The organism is Paludisphaera borealis, from assembly GCF_001956985.1.
GTDB lineage: Bacteria > Planctomycetota > Planctomycetia > Isosphaerales > Isosphaeraceae > Paludisphaera > Paludisphaera borealis.
In genome coordinates this window covers 1,139,634-1,156,641 of sequence record NZ_CP019082.1, presented here as the reverse complement: position 1 = coordinate 1,156,641, position 17,008 = coordinate 1,139,634, and the positions used below count along the sequence as shown (strand labels likewise).

Here is a 17,008-nt window from a genome sequence, read left to right as displayed (position 1 = left end):
GGTCCAGGCCGGCCGCCGTCTCACAGCTTACGCGGAATCCAAGGCCCGGTCGAGGCGGCGCGACATGGAACCATCACCCACGGCCCTTCGCTTCGTCCTCCTGGAACACCGCTGGGACGGGGTGCACTGGGATTTCATGCTCGAATCCGAAGGACGCCTGCGGACCTGGGCGATCGACGAGCCGATCGCGGCCGGGAAGATCCTGGACGCCCGGGCGCTCGACGACCACCGCTTGGCCTACCTCGACTATGAGGGACCGATCTCCGGGGGGCGAGGGAGCGTCGCGCGGGTCGATCACGGGACGTACGTCGCGTGCGAGTGGACGGCCGAGAAGGTCCGGGCGCGGATCGTCGGGAGTCAGCTCGTGGGCGAGGTCCTCCTCTGGAAGAATCCACTGGAATCGAGCGGACCGGACGGAAGGAGCTGGAAATTCCGCCTGGGGAACGTCGATTGAAGGATCTTTCGCGAGGGGAGCCGAGGCGTGTGGAAGGCTCCCTTGGTCCGGTCGGAACGACCCGCCAGGCGGATCTGGCCGGAGCGGATCTCCACGTCTTCGAGCTGGACGTCGTCCCGATTGAGGTTGGGCGTATAGTGGAGCTGGACGACCGGAAAGCCCTCCTGCTTGCGCCAGACGACGTCGACGCCGTGCCGCTGGCCGATTTCGGTGATCCGGTCGAGGACCCGGTCGGCGGGGACCGGCAAGATCCCCGCGCGGATTTTCTCGAGCGTCAGCTCGATGGTGTTGCCCTCGGGTATGCGGGGACGGGCGACGACGGTGATGACCGAGTTCACGCCGCTCCGTTCGAGCCGGAACGCCAGGATCACGCGGTCCATCTCGAACAGCACGCGGGGATCGTGGACCTCGGGCGGGAGCTGGTCGGCGAAATGCATGACCAGGTCTTCCGCGAGCCAGGCGTTGACCTCCTGGTCGGAGAAGACGGCCTCCCACGTCGGTTCATTGCAGATGTCGTTGCGGAGCTGCAAGCTCTGGGCGACGAACCGCTTGGCGCGGACTTCGAGCTGATCGCGGGGCACGCCCAGACGCACCATGTCGCGATAGTAGCTCGGCTGATACGTCAAACAGAGCCAGGCGCCGACCGGAATGCAGGTGATCAAGCCGACGACGATCCCGACCGTGATCAACCGCTTGGAAAGCGTTTTGCGCATTAAATCAGCCCATCGCGTCTGGAAGGAACAGAATGATGGGAAACGACCCGCGCGGGGGAGGATGGGAATCGAAAAAGCGGTCGACTCGATCGGGACGAAAACGCGCAGTCGTACTCTTGCGCAGGATACGCCGAGCCGAAATATCGGTCAATCCGGAGTTCGCGGCGACCTCGTCGCAACCCAATCAATCGACGCGACCCCTTGAATTCATCCCGAGCCCCGCGCTCGCCCCACCGAGACTCGCCGTAAACGAACCCAACGCCTCTCCCGCTTCGCCTCCTCGCCATCAGGACCACGACGCCCGCCCATGAGCTTGTCGGACCCGACGCCCGATCGCCGCCACTAAACCGCGTCGACGACGCTCCGCTCCAACATCCGCTCGCGGCCGATTGGGTTCCTTCGCGCGGCGAGGAATCGATGCACTCTGTCTTAAATGCCTGTCCAGATAGGTTTTCCGACAAACCTCGTTTGGCTTCGTTCTCGCCGTTCTTCACGGTTCGCATAAGCTTCGCAAAGGGGCCGGCGCTCATCTCGACGCCTTGGCTCTCGATCGGAAAGGACGAGCCGAAACGGGTGCGGCGGCTCATTCCGGATGGCCGGCGAGTTGGGTTCGTTCGTCGCTTTTTTTGGTGTTTCACGACCGGTCCCTCCGTGCGCGGCTGATTGCTGGGAGCATGGGCGGACACGTCCGTTCGTCGCCTCGCGGCGACGCGGCGAGAGTCCTCCATGTATAGAGTGCTACAGGATGACCGGCGTCGGAAAATGATCACGCCGATTTCGTGGCGGACGAAGGCCGTCGGACCCCGACGCCGTATTGTCACACCGGCCGGATCGGGCGTAGCATGAGACGGGAGCATCAGGTCTTTGACGAGTGTCCGAACATGCCTCCACGACTGGTATCGGTGGCGATCCTGATCTACTGGTCGATCGCGGCGTTCTGGCTGCTGACCTGGGAGGTCTTGCCCGAGCTGAGCCTGGGTTACCCCCCCGATTTGCGGACGATCACCGCGGCGGGCGACGACTCCAAGCCGGTGACGTGGGCGATCGACGTGATCGACGACCCGCTCCATCCCGACGTCCGCCGGTCGGTCGGGCAGGCGGTAACCTCGTCGAAGCGACTGCCGGACCACGGGGTCGAACTCTCCAGCCAGGTCGTCTTCGACGCCGGAGAGCTGCTCAAGCGGATGCCGCTGTCGAACGCGACCAACGTGCGGTTGAACATCGCGAGCAGCTATCGCGTCGACTCCAAGGGGAACCTCCAGGGGTTCGACATGAAGGTCTCGAACGCCGACATGGACGACGGCCTGGTCACCGTTAAAGGCCGACTCAAGGGCCCTCTGATGGAGGTCACGGCCACGGGGATGGTCCCGGCCCTCAATCGCAAGATGTCGTTCCCCTACGAGCCGCGCGGGGTCGTGCACGACGCGCTGCGGCCTTTCGACCGGCTTCCCGGCTTGCATGTCGGCCAGCGGTGGGACACCCGGATGATCAACCCGTTCACGGGCGCGGTCGAGGTGGCGCGGGTCGAGGTGAAGCGGCGAGGCCTCATCGACTGGAACGGCGAGGCCGTCAGCGGATTCGAAGTCGAGCAGCACGCCGGGCCGGTCACCGCCAAGGCATGGGTGCGACTGGACGGCGTGATCATCCGCCAGGAAGTCCCGCTCCCGTTCCTCAACATGGTGCTCGAGCGCTTGCCCGACGCGACGTCTCCCGACCCGGTCTCGGAAGCGAAGGGGGCCCCATGATCGAGCTTCGCGGCGTGTGCAAATCGTACGGATCGAAGCGCGCGGTCGACCATCTCGACCTGACGGTCCGCCCCGGCGAGTTGTACGCCTTTCTGGGCCCCAACGGCGCGGGCAAGACGACGACGATCAAGATGATCTGCGGGCTGCTCGCGCCGAGCCAGGGCGAGGTGCTCGTCGGGGGCTACCCGGCGGCCTCGCAAGACGCGCACCGGCTGCTCGGCTACGTCCCCGACCAACCGTACCTGTACGACAAGCTGACGGGGCGCGAGTTCCTCAAGTTCGTCGTCGAGATGTACGGGATCGGCCGGTCGGCGGGGTTGGCCCGAATCGACGAGCTGATCGACACGTTCGAGATGTCGGACTTCATCGACGAGCTGTGCGAGAACTACTCGCAGGGGATGAAGCAGCGGGTGGTCTTCGCCTCGGCCCTGGTTCACGACCCCCAGGTGCTCGTGGTCGACGAGCCGCTGGTCGGCCTCGATCCGCGGAGCGCCCGGATCGTCAAAAACCTGTTCGTTTCGCAGGCGCGCGGCGGGGCGGCGGTGCTGATGTCGATTCATCTGCTGGCGATCGCCGAGGAACTGGCCGACACGATCGGGATCGTCGACCATGGCCGGATGCTCACCGTGGGCACGCTGGCCGAGCTGCGCGAGCAAGCCCAGCACGACGGCAGTCTTGAAGAACTATTCCTCAAACTTACGGGCAACGACCTGCCCCGGACCGCGGGCCCGGGCTCCCGAAACCGCTCGGAACCGTCGCCATGAGCATCGCGCTGCCCAAAACGCTCGAAGCCCTCGCGCCCGCCGCCGATCGCACCGCCCGCGCCCTGCGCTGGGTTCGCTGGCGGCAGTTGCACAACATGACCGGCGCCCTGGTCGCCGACGCGCGGCTGCGGATCTCGATGATCGCGTTTTGCAGCGTGGTGTTCTGGCTGGGACTGTTCTTCCTGTTCCTCGGCAGCTTTCAGTTCATCTCCTTCTACGTCGACCTGGCCAACACGATCATCGAATACCTGTTCAGCATGTTCTTCCTCTCGCTGCTGGCGATGCTCCTGTTCTCGACGGGGATCATCGTCTACGCCGCGCTCTTCCACTCGCGCGAATCGACGTACCTGCTGACGACGCCGGCCTCGACCGACCGGATCTTCGCGCACAAGTTCGCGGAGGCAGTCGGGTTTTCGAGCTGGGGTTTCTTTCTGCTCGGCAGTCCGTTGATGGTGGCGTACGGGCTGACGGTGGAGGCGCCCGTGGGCTACTATTTTTTGTTCGTGGTCTTCCTGCTGTCGTTCGTCATCATTCCAGCCAGCCTCGGGGCGATCGTGGCGATCGTCGTGGCCAACGTGTTCCCTCGCCGCCAGAAAACGGTTCTGGCGCTCTCGATCCTCGCCGCCCTTTGCGTGATGACGTACGTCGGATTCCAGCTCTGGCGGACCCCGGGCGACACGTTGACGAGCGATTGGCTGGGAGGCGTCCTTGACCGCCTGGCGTTCTGCCAACACCCGCTCTGGCCCAGCCGCTGGATGTCGGCGGGCATGCTGGCCTCGGCCAAGAGAGACTGGGCCAACGCGGGCTACTACCTGATGATCCTCTCGTCGCACGCCGGGCTCTGCTACCTGGCCGCCGCCGTGGTCGCTCGCGACCTCTATCGCCGGGGCTACAGCCGGGTTCAGGGCAGCCGTTCCAGCCGCAAGCGCGCCGGGCTCTTGTTCCTCGACTCGACGTTCCACCGGCTGTTCTTCTTCCTGCCGCACCCGATCCGGCTGCTGATCCTCAAAGACCTTCGCACGTTCCTCCGCGATCCGGCGCAGTGGTCGCAGTTCCTGATCTTCTTCGGGCTGCTGGCGTTTTACTTCCTGAACATCCCCCGCCTGGGATACGGGGTGCAGAGCCCTTACTGGCGGAATCTGGTGAGCTTCCTGAACCTCTCGGTGACGGCGCTGATCCTGTCGACGTTCACCAGCCGGTTCATCTTCCCGCTCTTGTCGCTGGAGGGCCGCAACTTCTGGATCTTGGGTCTGCTGCCGTTGCGTCGCGAGCAGATCCTCTGGGGCAAGTTCGCGTTCTCGGCGGGCATCTCGCTCGTGTCGACCGAGTTCCTGGTGATCCTCAGCGATTTGATGCTGCGGATGAATCCGCTGATGATCCTGCTTCACGTCGGGATGATCGCGGTGCTCTGCCTGGGTCTCTCGGGGATCAGCGTCGGTCTGGGAGCGAGGCTGCCGAACCTCCGCGAATCGGACCCCTCGAAAATCGCGGCCGGGTTCGGCGGGACGTTCAACCTGCTGGTCAGCCTGGTCTTCATCTTCACCGTCGTCACGGCGTTGGCCGTTCCTTGCCACCTCTACTTCGTGGGCCAAGACCACCCCGACACCGCGCGGTACATCCTCTCCCTCAGCGGGCTTCGGTTCTGGCTCACAACGGCGATCATCGCCAGCCTGGCGCTCAGCGCCGCGGCCACGATCATTCCCCTCCGCGTCGGCGTCAAGGCGTTTCAGCGGATGGAATTCTGACGGCCGAACGAGCCGAAACAAGCGCATATCCCGCGGTCGACGGCTCGATTACAATCACCACGAAGGCGGATTCCCGCCCACCGCACGCGCACTCGACGTGCCCTGAATCTCCTGACAAACCGATTTCTGATAATCCAAGGAGATCCTGATGAAGCGACCGTGGATACCCGTGTTCGCAGCGTCCCTGGCCTTCGCGGCCGGCGCTCCCGCCGAGGCGCAACGACCGGCGCAACCGAAAAGCGGTGCCGCGGCGATCGTCGAGGGCGTGGTTCGCGAAGTGTTCCGCAGCCCGCGCCGCAATCAGGTCGACTACCTCGTGCAAATCGACGTCCGACGCTCCGAGCTCGGCCGAGGGGCCGTCGACGCGTGCCGGCTTCTGATCCCCGCGCCCGGCGATCCCGTGTACGTCCACGTGTCGCAATCCGGCGCCGGCGACGGCCACAACGCGATCCCGACCGAGCGATCCAGCGTCCGGGCCTATCTCTACCCGCGCGCCCAGGGAGGCTGGGACGGCGCCTCGCCCGACTGGTTCGAGCCTTCGAACGAGGCGTTCGCGAACCGAGGCGGGGACGAGCCCGCGCCGCCGGCCGAGGACGGCGGCCGAGGCGCGCCGGCGCCGACAGCGCCCGAGCGCGGCTTGATCCTTCAAACCTTGGGCGTGAAGGCCGACCAGGTCAACGCCGGCGGCCGGCTGGTCCTCAAGGTGACGGACGTCGCGCCCGACTCGCCCGCGAAGAAAGCGGGGTTCGAGAAGGGCGACGTCATCATCGGCGCGAACGGGCAAGGCTTCACCAGCCTCGAACAGCTCGCCGACCTCCTGCGCAAGGGGGGCCCCGTGGGCCAGCTTGCGGTGCTCAACGTCCAGAACGGCAAGCAAGCGACGGTGAAAATCGACGTGCCCGGAGCCACGGCGACGCCTCCCCGAATCGGACGGCCCGACGACGCGCCGGCCGCCGAGCCGAAGCGGTCGCTGGGCGTGACGGTCGAGCCCAAACGCCTCGGCCTCCGCACCGCGCTGGAAGTCACCGCGGTCCAGCCGGGCGGAGCGGCCGAGAAAGCGGGAATCGAAAAGGGCGACGTCCTGGTGGAAGCCGACGGCGTGGCCCTTACCGATTCGGCCCAGCTCCAGAAGGTCGTCGACAAGAGCGGGTCGAGCCTCACCATCAAGGTCCGCGACAGCCGCACCGGGAAAGACGTGCCCGTCGAGGTCACGCTCGCTGAAGCGAATTCGACGCGCCCGGGAGGAACGCCGACGCCGGACGCCCCTAAACCCAACCCCGGCCATCTGACCTCGAAGTCGTTCGGCATCACCACCGAGGCGGCTACCGCCGACCTGTTGCCGGTCGTCAAGGTCGTGGCAGTCGCCGCCGGAAGCCTGGCGGAGAAGGCGGGGATCGAGGTCGGCGACGCCATCACCGGCGTCGACGACAAGATCATCTTCGCCCCCGACCTGCTCGACGAGGCGCTCGGGAAGGTGGGCGCGACGTTCACGCTCACGATCCTCGACGCCAAAACGGGCAAGAAGACCCCCGTCAAAGTCACCTTCGGCCAGCAGTGAACCGCTTCGCGAGCGTCCCGGCTCGACGCACGACGTCGCGGCCGGGCGCCCTCGCATCGGCGAAACGGAGCAAGATTCATGGACTCGCAAGTCGGCCAGGAACTCGTCCGCCTGATCCGCGATCATCGGACCGCGTCGCTCGGAACGGTGCTCGACGGCCATCCTCTCGTGACGCTGATCCTGTTCAACCCGAAATTAGACCTGTCCGGATTCGACATCCACATCAGCCGGCTCGCCCAGCACACCAAGGCCCTGGCGCAGAATCCCAAAGCCGCGCTCATGATCGCCCAGCCCGACAACCATACGCGAAACCCGCAGACCCTCGCCCGACTCTCGATCCAGGGTTACGCCGAACCGATCCACCCCGACGGCCCCGCCTACGAAGAAGCCCGGGAGTCATACCTGCAACGGTTCCCCCAGTCGGCCGTGAATTTCGACCTCGGCGACTTCTTCCTCGTCCGCATCCATCCCGCATCTGCCCGACTCATCACGGGCTTCGGGAAGATCTACGACCTGTCCGCCGAAGACATGACCAGCCTCGCCCGCCAGACCCACGGCCTGGAGTAATGGACTTCAGATCAGATGGACTTGAGATCAGCTTGATTCGGTCTATAATTTCAAAAACAATTGAACGATCAGCGGGTAAGTCGGTTGCGTCGCGGTCGTGGGATTCGATTGACGCGGTCTCGCAGGATGCGAAGTCCTGGTTGGAGCCGGAAGATGGCCAGCCCTGTTCGACTTGGAGCGGTCCGCTACCTTAATGCAAAGCCTTTGTATTACAAGCTTTCGGAGTTCGCCCCCGACGTCGCGGTGAGCATGGAGGTGCCCAGCCGGCTCGCCGACCAGCTTGCCGCGGGGGAACTCGACGTGGCGTTGATCCCGTCGGTCGAGTATCTCCGGGGGGCGTCGCGGGGCTACGAGATTCTGCCGGGGTTCGCGATCGCGGCCCGGGGGCCGGTGCGGAGCGTCAAATTGTTCAGCCGGGTTCCGCTCGGCCGGATCGACCGGCTGGCGCTCGACGCGGGCTCGCGAACGAGTCAGGCGCTCGCACAGGTCTGGCTCGACGCCCGGCACGGCGTGCGGCCCGGGGTGATCGAGGAATTGCCGCTGGGCGTCTCGGCGCTCGAGAGCACGGCCGACGCGGTGCTGGTGATCGGCGACCGGGCGATGAAGGTGCCTGACGAGCCGTTCCACGAGGTCGTCGACCTGGCGGAAGCCTGGCGCGGCCTGACCGGCCTGCCGTTCGTCTTCGCCCTCTGGGTGGTCCGCGCCGGGGCCGATCTGGGCGACTTGCCCGCCGCCCTCGAACGGAGCCGAGCCGAAGGGCTGGCCCACGCCGACGAGCTGGCCCGAATTCACGGCCCTCGCCTGGGACTCGATTTTCGAACGTGTTACGATTACCTCACGCGTGTTTTGTCGTACGACCTGGGCGAGCCGGAGCTTGCCGGCCTGAAGCGATTCGCTCATATGGCCGCGCGGCTGGGCCTGGCCCCCGAAGGAGTGAACCTTGTCTTCCACCGCCCCCGCGATCTTGCAACGCGCCGTTGACGGCCGCCGCGTGACGTTCGACGAAGGCGTCGCCTTGTTCCGCGAGGCGGGATTGATCGACCTCGGACGCGCCGCCGACGCCATCTGCCGACGGCTCCACCCCGAGCCCTTCCGCACGTACAACATCGACCGTAACATCAATTACACCAACGTCTGCACGGCGGTCTGCGACTTCTGCGCGTTCTACCGCAAGGTCGACGACGCCGAGGCGTACGTCCTCGACCGTGACGTCCTCCTCGAAAAGATCCGCGAGACCGTCGCCCTCGGCGGCGACCAGATCCTCATGCAAGGGGGACTGCACCCACACCTCAAGCTGGAGTGGTACGAAGATCTGCTTCGCGAGATCAAGACCGAGTTTCCAGCCGTCAACATCCACGGCTTCAGCGCCCCGGAGCTGCACCACTTCACGAAAATCGCCAAACTGCCGATCCGGACGGTGCTCGAACGGCTCAAGGAGGCGGGGCTCGGGAGCCTGCCTGGAGGCGGCGCCGAGGTCCTCGTCGATCGGGTCCGCAAGGATATCACGCGCGGCAAGGTGATGACCGACGACTGGCTGAACGTCCACCGGGTCTGGCACGAGCTGGGGGGGCGGTCGACGGCCACGTTGATGTTCGGCCATATCGAGACGATCGAGGAGCGGATCGAGCACCTTGACCGGGTTCGCCAGCTCCAGGACGAGACCGGGGGCTTCACGGCGTTCATCTCCTGGACGTTCCAGCCCGACCACACCGACATGGCCGAAGTCGCCGCCGCCGGGGCGTTCGAGTACCTCAAGACCCAGGCGATCACCCGGATCTACCTCGACAACGTCCCCAACATCCAGTCGTCCTGGGTGACCCAGGGGGCCAAGATCGGCCAGCTCGGCCTGTTCTTCGGCGCCAACGACATGGGCAGCCTGATGATCGAGGAGAACGTCGTCTCGTCGGCCGGAACCGTCCATCACCTGACGCTCGAAGAGATCAAACGTTGCATTCGTGAAGCGGGCTACATCCCCCGCCAGCGCAACGTGTTCTATGAATATATTGACGAGGTCGCGCAGCCGGCGCCCGACGTGGTCGAGGTCGGATGATGACCCGGGTCGTCGGCGATCGGCCCGATCGACATCCTCTTCAAAGAAACGGCGCGTCGCGTGATCCATGTTGAAGGGCTCGGCAAGTCGTTCCTCGATTATCAGCGCGGCTGGGTCAGCGCGGTGCGGGACGTGTCGTTCGACTGCCGCCCGGGCGAGGTCTTCGGGCTGCTCGGCCCCAACGGAGCGGGCAAGACCACGACGCTGCGGATCTTGAGCACCGTGCTCAAGCCGACGAGCGGCCGGGCGGTCGTCGCTGGTTACGACGTGGTGCAAGACCCCGAAAACGTCCGCCGCCACATCGGCTACATGTCGGCGAGCACCGGAATCTACGACCGGATGACCGCCTGGGAGCTGGTCGAGTACTTCGGACGGCTCTACGGCCTGCCGAAGGACAGGCTTCGCGAGCGGATGGAGACGATCTTCGGCTGGCTCAAGATGGACGACTTCCGCAACGTCCTGGGCTCGAAAATGTCGACCGGGATGAAGCAGAAGGTTTCCATCGCCCGGACGATCGTCCACGACCCGCCGGTGCTGATCTTCGACGAGCCGACCTCGGGCCTGGACGTCCTGGTCCAGCGGGTCGTGTTGCAGAAGATCCTCGAACTCCGCGACCTCGGCAAGACGATCGTTTTCTCGACGCACTCGATGCACGAGGTCGAGCGACTCTGCTCGCGGGTGGCGATCATCTACCGGGGCGAAGTGCAAGCCGAGGGGACGCCCGACGACCTCCTCAAGCGATTCGATCAACCTGACCTCGAAGAGCTGTTCTTCGCGCTCGTCGAGAGCGCCGACGCCCGCAGCCTTTCGGCCGGCGCCACGGCCGAGACGGCCTCCCGGCTCCCGAACTGAAGACGAGACAACCTCATGCGCTGGTCGAACCTGCTGACGATCTTCCGCCGCGAAGTCCTGGACCAGCTTCGCGACCGGCGCACGCTGTTCATGATCTTCATCTTCCCGATCCTCCTCTATCCGATCATCGGCGCGGGGGTGCTCCAGTTCGCCGCCGCCCTCCAGGAGAAGCCGAGGATCGTCGTGATCGTCGGCGCCGAGCACCTGCCGAAAGAGCCCGCCTTGCTCAACGACAAAGGCGACGGCTTCAACCCGGCGCTCTTCGACAGCCCGGCCGAGGCGCAGCGGCTGCTCGTTCAGCGAGAGACGGAGGCCGATCCGTGGGGCAAGCCGGTCTACCGTGAGCAAGCGGTTCGCAGCGGCGAGGCCGCGGCCGTGATGGTGATACCAGCCGACCTCCCCGAGCAGTTCCGCCGGAAAAACGACGTCGCCATTCCGATCCACTACAAGAGCGTCGACGAGCCCAGCCAGATCACGTACTTGCGGCTCCGCGAGGTCCTCGACCGCTGGAAGCGCGGGATCGTCGAGGTTCGCCGCCAGGCGGACAAACTTCCGGCGGGCTACGCGCAGCCGATCGAGGTCAAGGCGCTCGACGCCGCGACCGCGCAGGAGGTCGGCGGCAGCGTCTGGGGACGGATCTTCCCGTTCCTGCTGGTGATGATGTCGCTCACCGGGGCCTTTTATCCGGCCGTCGACCTGTGCGCCGGAGAGAAGGAGCGGGGGACGATGGAGACCCTGCTCATCAGCCCCGCGAGCCGAGCCGAGATCGTCGTCGGCAAGTTCCTGTGCGTGCTCCTGGCCAGCGTGACGACGGCCGTCCTGAACCTGGCGAGCATGGGCCTGACCGGCCTCCAGATGGCCCAGCGCGCGACGAGTTTCGGCGGCGTCCCCGCGCGGCACGCCGCCTCGGCCCTGGCACCGCCGACCTTGCAGTCGACCTTCTGGATGATCATCCTCTTGATCCCGCTGGCCGCCTTCTTCAGCGCCGTCTGCGTGGCCCTCGCCGTGCTCGCGCGGAGCATGAAGGAAGGCCAGTATTACATGACGCCGCTCTATCTCGTCTGCCTGCCCTTGATCTTCCTGACACTCGCGCCGGGGATCGAGCTGAATCTGTTCTACAGCATCGTCCCCGTGACCGGCGTGGCACTGCTGCTGCGGGCGCTGATCGTGGGCGATTACGCCACGGCGGTCCGGTTCTTCTTGCCCGTTCTGGTGCCGACGGTGGTCTACGCCTGGATCGCGCTGCGGTGGGCGATCGACCAGTTCCAGAGCGAGGAAGTGTTGTTCCGCGAGTCGGAACGGTTCAACCTCGGGCACTGGTTCCGGCATCTGTTCCGGGACCGCGAGCCGACGCCGACGGGCGCGCAGGCGCTCTTGTGCTTCAGCCTGATCCTCACCGCCTCGTGGTTCCTGCTCCAGTATATGGCCGCGCAGGGGATCGGCATGAGCCTGGCGGCCGTGGCGGCCGGCCAATTCCTGATCCTGATCCCGCCGGTGATCATGGCCGTGATGCTGACCTCGGCACCGGGGAAGACCCTGCGGCTGACCTGGCCCGAGCCCCGTTATCTGGGGCTGGCCGCGGTGATGTTCGTCGCCCTCAACCCGCTGGTCAACGAACTGGGGTGGCTGGTCACCTGGCTCTTTCCGCTCTCCAGCGCGCTCAAGGAATCGCTCAGCAAGGTCATGGAGCACGCGCCCAACGTCTGGGTCTCGGTGCTCGTCTTCGCGTTGATTCCGGCCGTTTGCGAGGAGGTCGCGTTCCGCGGCTTCGTCCTCTCGGGCCTCGAACGTCACCGCCGGACGCGATCGGCGATCTTCCTCTCCGCCCTCATGTTCGGTTTTTTGCACGTCCTGTTGAGCCTATTCCAGCAGCTTTTCAACGCGACGCTGCTCGGGGTCTTCCTCGGCCTGCTGGCGGTCCGCAGCCGGAGCCTCCTGCCGGGGATCGTCTTTCATGCGTTGAACAACGGCTTCGCGGTCGTCTCCAAATCCTGGATCGCCGGATTGAGAAGCGTCGGGCTGGCGGAATGGATCTATCGCAATCCCGACGAGGGCCTATATCATAAGTTCTGGGTTGGAATCGGCGTGGTGGTCGCGGCGGCTCTGTTCCATTATCTCTGGAAGCTCGACCGTCCGGACCGTGTCTCCCATTGGCCGGAATCCGAGTCCGAGTCCACGATCTGAGCCGGGGCCGATCGTCGGCCGCCGCGATCTTGTCGTCGACCACTCATCGACCAGAGCGGGCTTCTTGATGATCCACCGCTTGCGCCTCGTTCTCAGGGCGTCCGCCGATCATGGGGAGGAGCGATGAGGCGAGGAACGTTGAGCCTGGGCGCGCGCTACGTCTTTCCGGTGGAAGGCCCGCCGATCCCCAACGGCGTAGTGACGATCGAAGAGGGCCGCATCGGCTGGATCGGCCCGGCGCGCGAGCACGGCGTCGACGTCGACCTGGGCAACGTGGCGATCACGCCCGGCCTGGTCAATGCGCACACGCATCTCGAACTCTCCCGGCTCGCCTCGGATGAAGACGCCGGCGACGCCTTCGAAGTCGAGGACGAGATCGCCTGGTTGAGCCGGGTCATCGACCAACGGCGGACCGGCAGCGAGGCGAAGCTCCGCGACGCCGTCGCGCGAAACGTCCAGGCGTCGCTCGCGGCGGGGACTACGCTGGTGGCCGACACGACGACCGCCGGACTGAGCTGGGACGAGATCGCCGAGGCCCCCTTGCGCGCGGTCGTCTTCGCCGAGATCATCGGCCTGAAGCGATATCGCGGCCTGGAGTCGAACAACGACGCCTGGAAGTGGCTCTCTTCGATCACCCCCGAGCGTCAGGTCGCCGCCTGCGCCAAGCCGGGTCTCTCGCCGCACGCTCCCTACAGCACTGCGGACTGGCTCTACCACAGCGCCGCCGCGAGTCACTTGCCGCTCTCAACGCATTTGGCCGAGATGCCCGAGGAGCTTCGGCTGCTCGAAAACCGGGACGGCCCGCTTCGCAAGTTCCTCGAAGACCTCGGCGCGTGGGACGACGACTGGGAGCCGATCGGCCCGCGCCCCGCCGACTACGTTCGCAAGGGCGAACTGCGCAACGCCGACTGGCTGATCGCCCACGGCACCTACATCGAACCTTCCGAGTTCTGGCAGCTTCGCCCCGAAGCTTCGGCGAACGGCCACCGGGTGGCGATCGCCTTCTGCCCCCGGACCCACGCCCGGTTCGGCCATGCGCCGCACCCCTATCGATCGCTGCTCGAAAAGGGGGCCGTCGTCTGCCTGGGGACCGACAGCCTGGCGTCGAGCCCGAGCCTGAGCATCCTCGACGAGCTGCGGTTCCTCCACGAGCGCGACGGCTCGCTCTCGGGCGAATTGCTCCTGACGATGGCCACGCTCTTCGGCGCGTGGGCGCTGCGGGCCGAGACGACGACCGGCAGCCTTCGGGTCGGCAAGTCGGCCGACCTGGCGATCATCCGCCTGCCCGACCGCCACGAGACCGATCCCTACCGCCTGATTCTCGACTCTCGCGAGCCCGTCGTCGCCACGGTGTTCGAGGGCGACTTCGTCACCGGCCCCTGGCGCGGGGTCTGACGCGGGGTGGTATTTTCCGATCCCGAGCCCTCGGAATCCAAAAATACAAGCCCGAAGCGCGAGCGAGTGAATTCCCAGCCAGCGCGATGGATAAGCAAACGCGAAACAACAACAATGCATTTGTTTTCGATTCAGCCTTGCCGTACGAACAAAAACAATGCACTCGCTTGCGCTTCGGGCTTGTATTTCGATCCTACCGGGTCTTATCCGTTCCAGTTCAGGTCGAGGAACTTCTCCATCAGGCGATAGCCCTGATCGAAGAACGGGCCGCCGCCGTCGCGGGCGGCTTGCTCGTCGTAGCGGAGGCCCGAGGCGGGGATTCCGGTCCCGGCGATCGTCCAGGCGACCGGGGCGCGGTCGTGGGCCCGGGTGCGGAGCAGCGTCGAGTGGTCGGGCGAGATCAAGATCCGCCACTGGTCGTACGTTTTCAGCTTATCGAGCAAAGGCGCGACGACGTCGTGGTCGATGCGCTCGATCGCCTCGACCTTGGCGTCGGCCCTTCCTTCGTGGCTGGCCTCGTCGGGCGCCTCGACGTGGACGCAGACGATGTCGTGGTCGTCGAGAGCATCGATCGCGTACCGGGCCTTGGCCGCGTAGTCGGTGTCGAGGTAGCCAGTCGCGCCGGGGACGTCGATCCGCGTCCAGCCGGCAAGCTGGCCGGTCCCTCGGACGAGGTCGACGGCCGAGATGATGGCGCCCTTGAGGCCGTATTGCTCGCGAAACGGCGTGACGTGCGGCGCCTTACCCTGTCCCCAGAGCCAGATCGCGCTGGCGGGGCTCCTGCCTGCCGCGACCCGCGCCCGGTTGACCGGGTGGTCGGCGAGGATCGGGGCGGCCTGGTTCATCAGCTCGATCAGCAGATCGGCCCCAGCGCCCCGGGGCAGGTGGTCGGCGGCCGGCTGACCGGGGTGGTCGTGGGGCGGGTCGGTCACGGTCTGGGCGTTGAACCGGGCCTCGCCCGGCTTGCCCCGGTAGATCATCAGGTTGCGGTAGCTCACCCCGGCGTGGAACTCGACGTTGGGACGGCTCAGCTTCGCCGCGATCGTCTCCATGATCGCCGCGCCCTCCTCGCTGGTGATGTGACCGGCGGTGAAGTCAGCGAGCAGACCGTCGCGGATCGTCATCAGATTGCAGCGGATCGCCCAGTCGTCGGGGCCGAGCAAGAAGCCAATCGCCGCCGCTTCGAGAGGCGCGCGGCCCGTGTAGTAGTGCTCCGGGTCGTAGCCAAAGAGGCTGAGCGTGGCGACGTCGCTGGCGGGGAGGAACCGGTCGGGGACGTTGCGCGACCGCCCGACGATCCCTTCGCGAGCCACGCGGTCCATCGCCGGCAGATCGGCGGCCTGGAGAGCCGTCTTGCCGCCCAGGGCGTCGAACGGTTCGTCGGCGGCGCCGTCGGGGATCACGATCACATACTTCGCTGGCACGGCAGGCTCCTCTTGGCGGCTCATTCCTCGACGCCCAGGCAGACGCTCGGCGCGCGGACGATGTCGAGGCGATCGATCTCCCGGAGCGCCGAGCGGAGGTTCTCCTCGATCGCCATGTGGGTCATGATGACGAGCGGCACCGTCTTGCGGTCGGAGTCGTCGTCGCCGGAATCGTGCTGGATGACGCTGGCGATGCTGATCCCCTTCTCGCCCAGGATGTGAGCGAGCGCTGCGATCACCCCCGGTCGATCCGCGATCGAGAATCGCAAGTAGTACCGGCTCTTGATCTGATTCGAGGGGAGCAGGGGGGTAGGAGCCTGATCCGCGGACCAGAGGTCGAGCACGCGCGACGTCAAAAGCGCCCGTCCGGCGGCGACGTCGATCACGTCGCCGACCACGGCCGACGCGGTGGGATCAGCCCCGGCGCCTCGGCCGTAGAAAAACGTGTCGCCCACGGCGTCGCCGACGACCCGAATCGCGTTGTACGGGCCGCGAACCTCGGCCAGCGGCGTGCCTCGTTTCACCAGCACGGGGGCGACGCGGAGTTCAAGCCCCGAGCCCGTCAGCTTGGCCAGAGCTAGGAGTTTGACGGCGTAACCCAGCTCGCCGGCGTACTTGAGGTCGGCGAGCTGAAGACGGTCGATCCCCTGGCGAGGGATTGCGGCGGTGGGGACGCCGGCCTTGAAGGCGAGCTGGGCCAGGATCGCCAGCTTGTGCGCGGTGTCGGTGCCGTCGACGTCGAGAGTCGGGTCGGCCTCGGCGTAGCCGAGCGTCTGGGCGGCGGCCAGGGCGTCGGCGTAGGGGAGCCCTTCAAGCGTCATCTGGGTGAGGATGTAGTTGCAGGTCCCGTTGAGGATCGCCGACAGATTCTGGACCTGATTGGCCGCGAGCCCGACGCCGAGGGCGTTGACGATCGGAATTCCGCCCCCCACGCTGGCCTCGAACGCCACGGCGCGATCCGAAGCGCGTGCCTGGGCGAAGATCTCCGGCCCATGCTCGGCCAGGAGCGCCTTGTTGGCGGTGACGACGTGCTTGCCGGCCGCGAGGCTCGCCAGCACGATCCGCCGGGCTGCGTCCACGCCGCCGATCACCTCGACGACGATGTCGACCTCGGGGTCGTTGATCACTTGATCGACGTCGGTCGTGACCCGAACGCCATCGAGCGCCACGTCGCGCGATTTGCGAGCATCACGGACGACGGCCCACTTGAGGCGGACCTTGCGCCCCGCGCGGCGGGCGACGCGGTCGGCGTGCTCCGTCAAAATCCGAGCCGCGCCCGCGCCCACGGTGCCGAGGCCGACCAATCCCACACTGACCTGTTCCATATCGTCCGTCGATTGAACTTTCTTGTTTGAGGGCCGGAAGACGACGGCGTCCGCCGTCCTGTTCACGCCATCCGAAGGCGAGTCGACGGCCGCCCCCCAGTTTAGAGCCCCCCCGCCCGGGCGTCCATCCGATAAGCGCTGAATCCCAAACGCCTTGAATTTCCAGGCCGAAACCCCACCCTCACCGCCGTATCACGAGCCCGAGTCACTCAAGTGCAAAAATACATCATCG

Annotated in this window: 14 protein-coding genes; 11 read left to right on the top strand and 3 right to left on the bottom strand. The window is 66.1% G+C overall.

Annotated elements, in window-relative coordinates; translation table 11 throughout:
• The first annotated feature begins 64 nt into the window (after window positions 1-64).
• Window positions 65-454 carry a DNA polymerase ligase N-terminal domain-containing protein gene (locus BSF38_RS04460; protein ID WP_076343642.1) on the top strand — a complete coding sequence of 130 codons (390 nt, stop codon included), beginning with the start codon at window positions 65-67 and terminating at the stop codon, window positions 452-454.
• Here the strand turns inward: BSF38_RS04460 and BSF38_RS04455 are convergent.
• Window positions 358-1,167 carry a hypothetical protein gene (locus BSF38_RS04455; protein ID WP_076343641.1) on the bottom strand — a complete coding sequence of 270 codons (810 nt, stop codon included), beginning with the start codon at window positions 1,165-1,167 and terminating at the stop codon, window positions 358-360. The genes BSF38_RS04460 and BSF38_RS04455 overlap by 97 nt on opposite strands.
• Window positions 1,168-2,048: 881 nt before the next feature.
• Between BSF38_RS04455 and BSF38_RS04450 the strand changes: the two genes are divergently transcribed.
• The 10 genes from BSF38_RS04450 (at window position 2,049) to BSF38_RS04405 (ending at window position 14,027) form a co-directional block, all read left to right on the top strand.
• On the top strand, window positions 2,049-2,912 hold the full coding sequence (locus tag BSF38_RS04450) for a hypothetical protein (RefSeq protein ID WP_076343640.1): 864 nt from the start codon (window positions 2,049-2,051) through the stop codon (window positions 2,910-2,912).
• Window positions 2,909-3,676: an ABC transporter ATP-binding protein gene (locus BSF38_RS04445; RefSeq protein WP_076343639.1), complete on the top strand. Its 768-nt coding sequence runs from the start codon at window positions 2,909-2,911 to the stop codon at window positions 3,674-3,676. The genes BSF38_RS04450 and BSF38_RS04445 overlap by 4 nt, the downstream gene beginning before the upstream one ends.
• Complete coding sequence (locus BSF38_RS04440; RefSeq protein WP_076343638.1) at window positions 3,673-5,421, top strand: putative ABC transporter permease subunit; 1,749 nt, start codon at window positions 3,673-3,675, stop codon at window positions 5,419-5,421. The genes BSF38_RS04445 and BSF38_RS04440 overlap by 4 nt, the downstream gene beginning before the upstream one ends.
• A 148-nt stretch (window positions 5,422-5,569) precedes the next feature.
• A complete protein-coding gene (locus BSF38_RS04435; RefSeq protein ID WP_076343637.1) occupies window positions 5,570-6,979 on the top strand; it encodes a PDZ domain-containing protein in 1,410 nt (469 codons plus the stop codon).
• Between the two features lie 78 nt (window positions 6,980-7,057).
• Window positions 7,058-7,546 carry a HugZ family pyridoxamine 5'-phosphate oxidase gene (locus BSF38_RS04430; protein WP_076343636.1) on the top strand — a complete coding sequence of 163 codons (489 nt, stop codon included), beginning with the start codon at window positions 7,058-7,060 and terminating at the stop codon, window positions 7,544-7,546.
• A 153-nt stretch (window positions 7,547-7,699) separates the two neighbouring features.
• Window positions 7,700-8,527: a menaquinone biosynthetic enzyme MqnA/MqnD family protein gene (locus BSF38_RS04425; protein ID WP_076343635.1), complete on the top strand. Its 828-nt coding sequence runs from the start codon at window positions 7,700-7,702 to the stop codon at window positions 8,525-8,527.
• On the top strand, window positions 8,487-9,596 hold the full coding sequence (gene mqnC, locus BSF38_RS04420; protein ID WP_076343634.1) for a cyclic dehypoxanthinyl futalosine synthase: 1,110 nt from the start codon (window positions 8,487-8,489) through the stop codon (window positions 9,594-9,596). The genes BSF38_RS04425 and mqnC overlap by 41 nt, the downstream gene beginning before the upstream one ends.
• A 60-nt stretch (window positions 9,597-9,656) precedes the next feature.
• Window positions 9,657-10,448 (top strand): ABC transporter ATP-binding protein, encoded by a 792-nt coding sequence (locus BSF38_RS04415; RefSeq protein WP_076343633.1) that lies wholly within the window; start codon window positions 9,657-9,659, stop codon window positions 10,446-10,448.
• A 15-nt stretch (window positions 10,449-10,463) separates the two neighbouring features.
• The gene (locus BSF38_RS04410; protein ID WP_076343632.1) at window positions 10,464-12,632 is read left to right on the top strand and encodes an ABC transporter permease subunit/CPBP intramembrane protease; all 2,169 of its coding nucleotides are present in this window, start codon (window positions 10,464-10,466) and stop codon (window positions 12,630-12,632) included.
• A gap of 123 nt (window positions 12,633-12,755) precedes the next feature.
• Window positions 12,756-14,027 (top strand): amidohydrolase family protein, encoded by a 1,272-nt coding sequence (locus tag BSF38_RS04405; protein ID WP_076343631.1) that lies wholly within the window; start codon window positions 12,756-12,758, stop codon window positions 14,025-14,027.
• Between the two features lie 203 nt (window positions 14,028-14,230).
• Here the strand turns inward: BSF38_RS04405 and BSF38_RS04400 are convergent, their stop codons facing one another.
• Together BSF38_RS04400 and BSF38_RS04395 are read right to left on the bottom strand one after the other, a co-directional pair.
• Window positions 14,231-15,451 (bottom strand): cofactor-independent phosphoglycerate mutase, encoded by a 1,221-nt coding sequence (locus BSF38_RS04400; protein ID WP_076350590.1) that lies wholly within the window; start codon window positions 15,449-15,451, stop codon window positions 14,231-14,233.
• 20 nt (window positions 15,452-15,471) lie between these two features.
• Entirely contained in the window at window positions 15,472-16,776 is a 1,305-nt protein-coding gene (locus BSF38_RS04395; RefSeq protein WP_076350589.1) for a homoserine dehydrogenase, read from the bottom strand.
• Between the last annotated feature and the right edge of the window lie 232 nt (window positions 16,777-17,008).

What these genes read in the sequence shown, in the direction of transcription:
- BSF38_RS04460 (WP_076343642.1), top strand. Translation starts at nt 65, where the DNA reads ATGGAACCATCACCCACGGCCCTTCGCTTCGTCCTCCTGGAACACCGC.
- BSF38_RS04455 (WP_076343641.1), bottom strand. Translation starts at nt 1,167, where the DNA reads ATGCGCAAAACGCTTTCCAAGCGGTTGATCACGGTCGGGATCGTCGTC.
- BSF38_RS04450 (WP_076343640.1), top strand. Translation starts at nt 2,049, where the DNA reads ATGCCTCCACGACTGGTATCGGTGGCGATCCTGATCTACTGGTCGATC.
- BSF38_RS04445 (WP_076343639.1), top strand. Translation starts at nt 2,909, where the DNA reads ATGATCGAGCTTCGCGGCGTGTGCAAATCGTACGGATCGAAGCGCGCG.
- BSF38_RS04440 (WP_076343638.1), top strand. Translation starts at nt 3,673, where the DNA reads ATGAGCATCGCGCTGCCCAAAACGCTCGAAGCCCTCGCGCCCGCCGCC.
- BSF38_RS04435 (WP_076343637.1), top strand. Translation starts at nt 5,570, where the DNA reads ATGAAGCGACCGTGGATACCCGTGTTCGCAGCGTCCCTGGCCTTCGCG.
- BSF38_RS04430 (WP_076343636.1), top strand. Translation starts at nt 7,058, where the DNA reads ATGGACTCGCAAGTCGGCCAGGAACTCGTCCGCCTGATCCGCGATCAT.
- BSF38_RS04425 (WP_076343635.1), top strand. Translation starts at nt 7,700, where the DNA reads ATGGCCAGCCCTGTTCGACTTGGAGCGGTCCGCTACCTTAATGCAAAG.
- BSF38_RS04410 (WP_076343632.1), top strand. Translation starts at nt 10,464, where the DNA reads ATGCGCTGGTCGAACCTGCTGACGATCTTCCGCCGCGAAGTCCTGGAC.
- BSF38_RS04405 (WP_076343631.1), top strand. Translation starts at nt 12,756, where the DNA reads ATGAGGCGAGGAACGTTGAGCCTGGGCGCGCGCTACGTCTTTCCGGTG.
- BSF38_RS04395 (WP_076350589.1), bottom strand. Translation starts at nt 16,776, where the DNA reads ATGGAACAGGTCAGTGTGGGATTGGTCGGCCTCGGCACCGTGGGCGCG.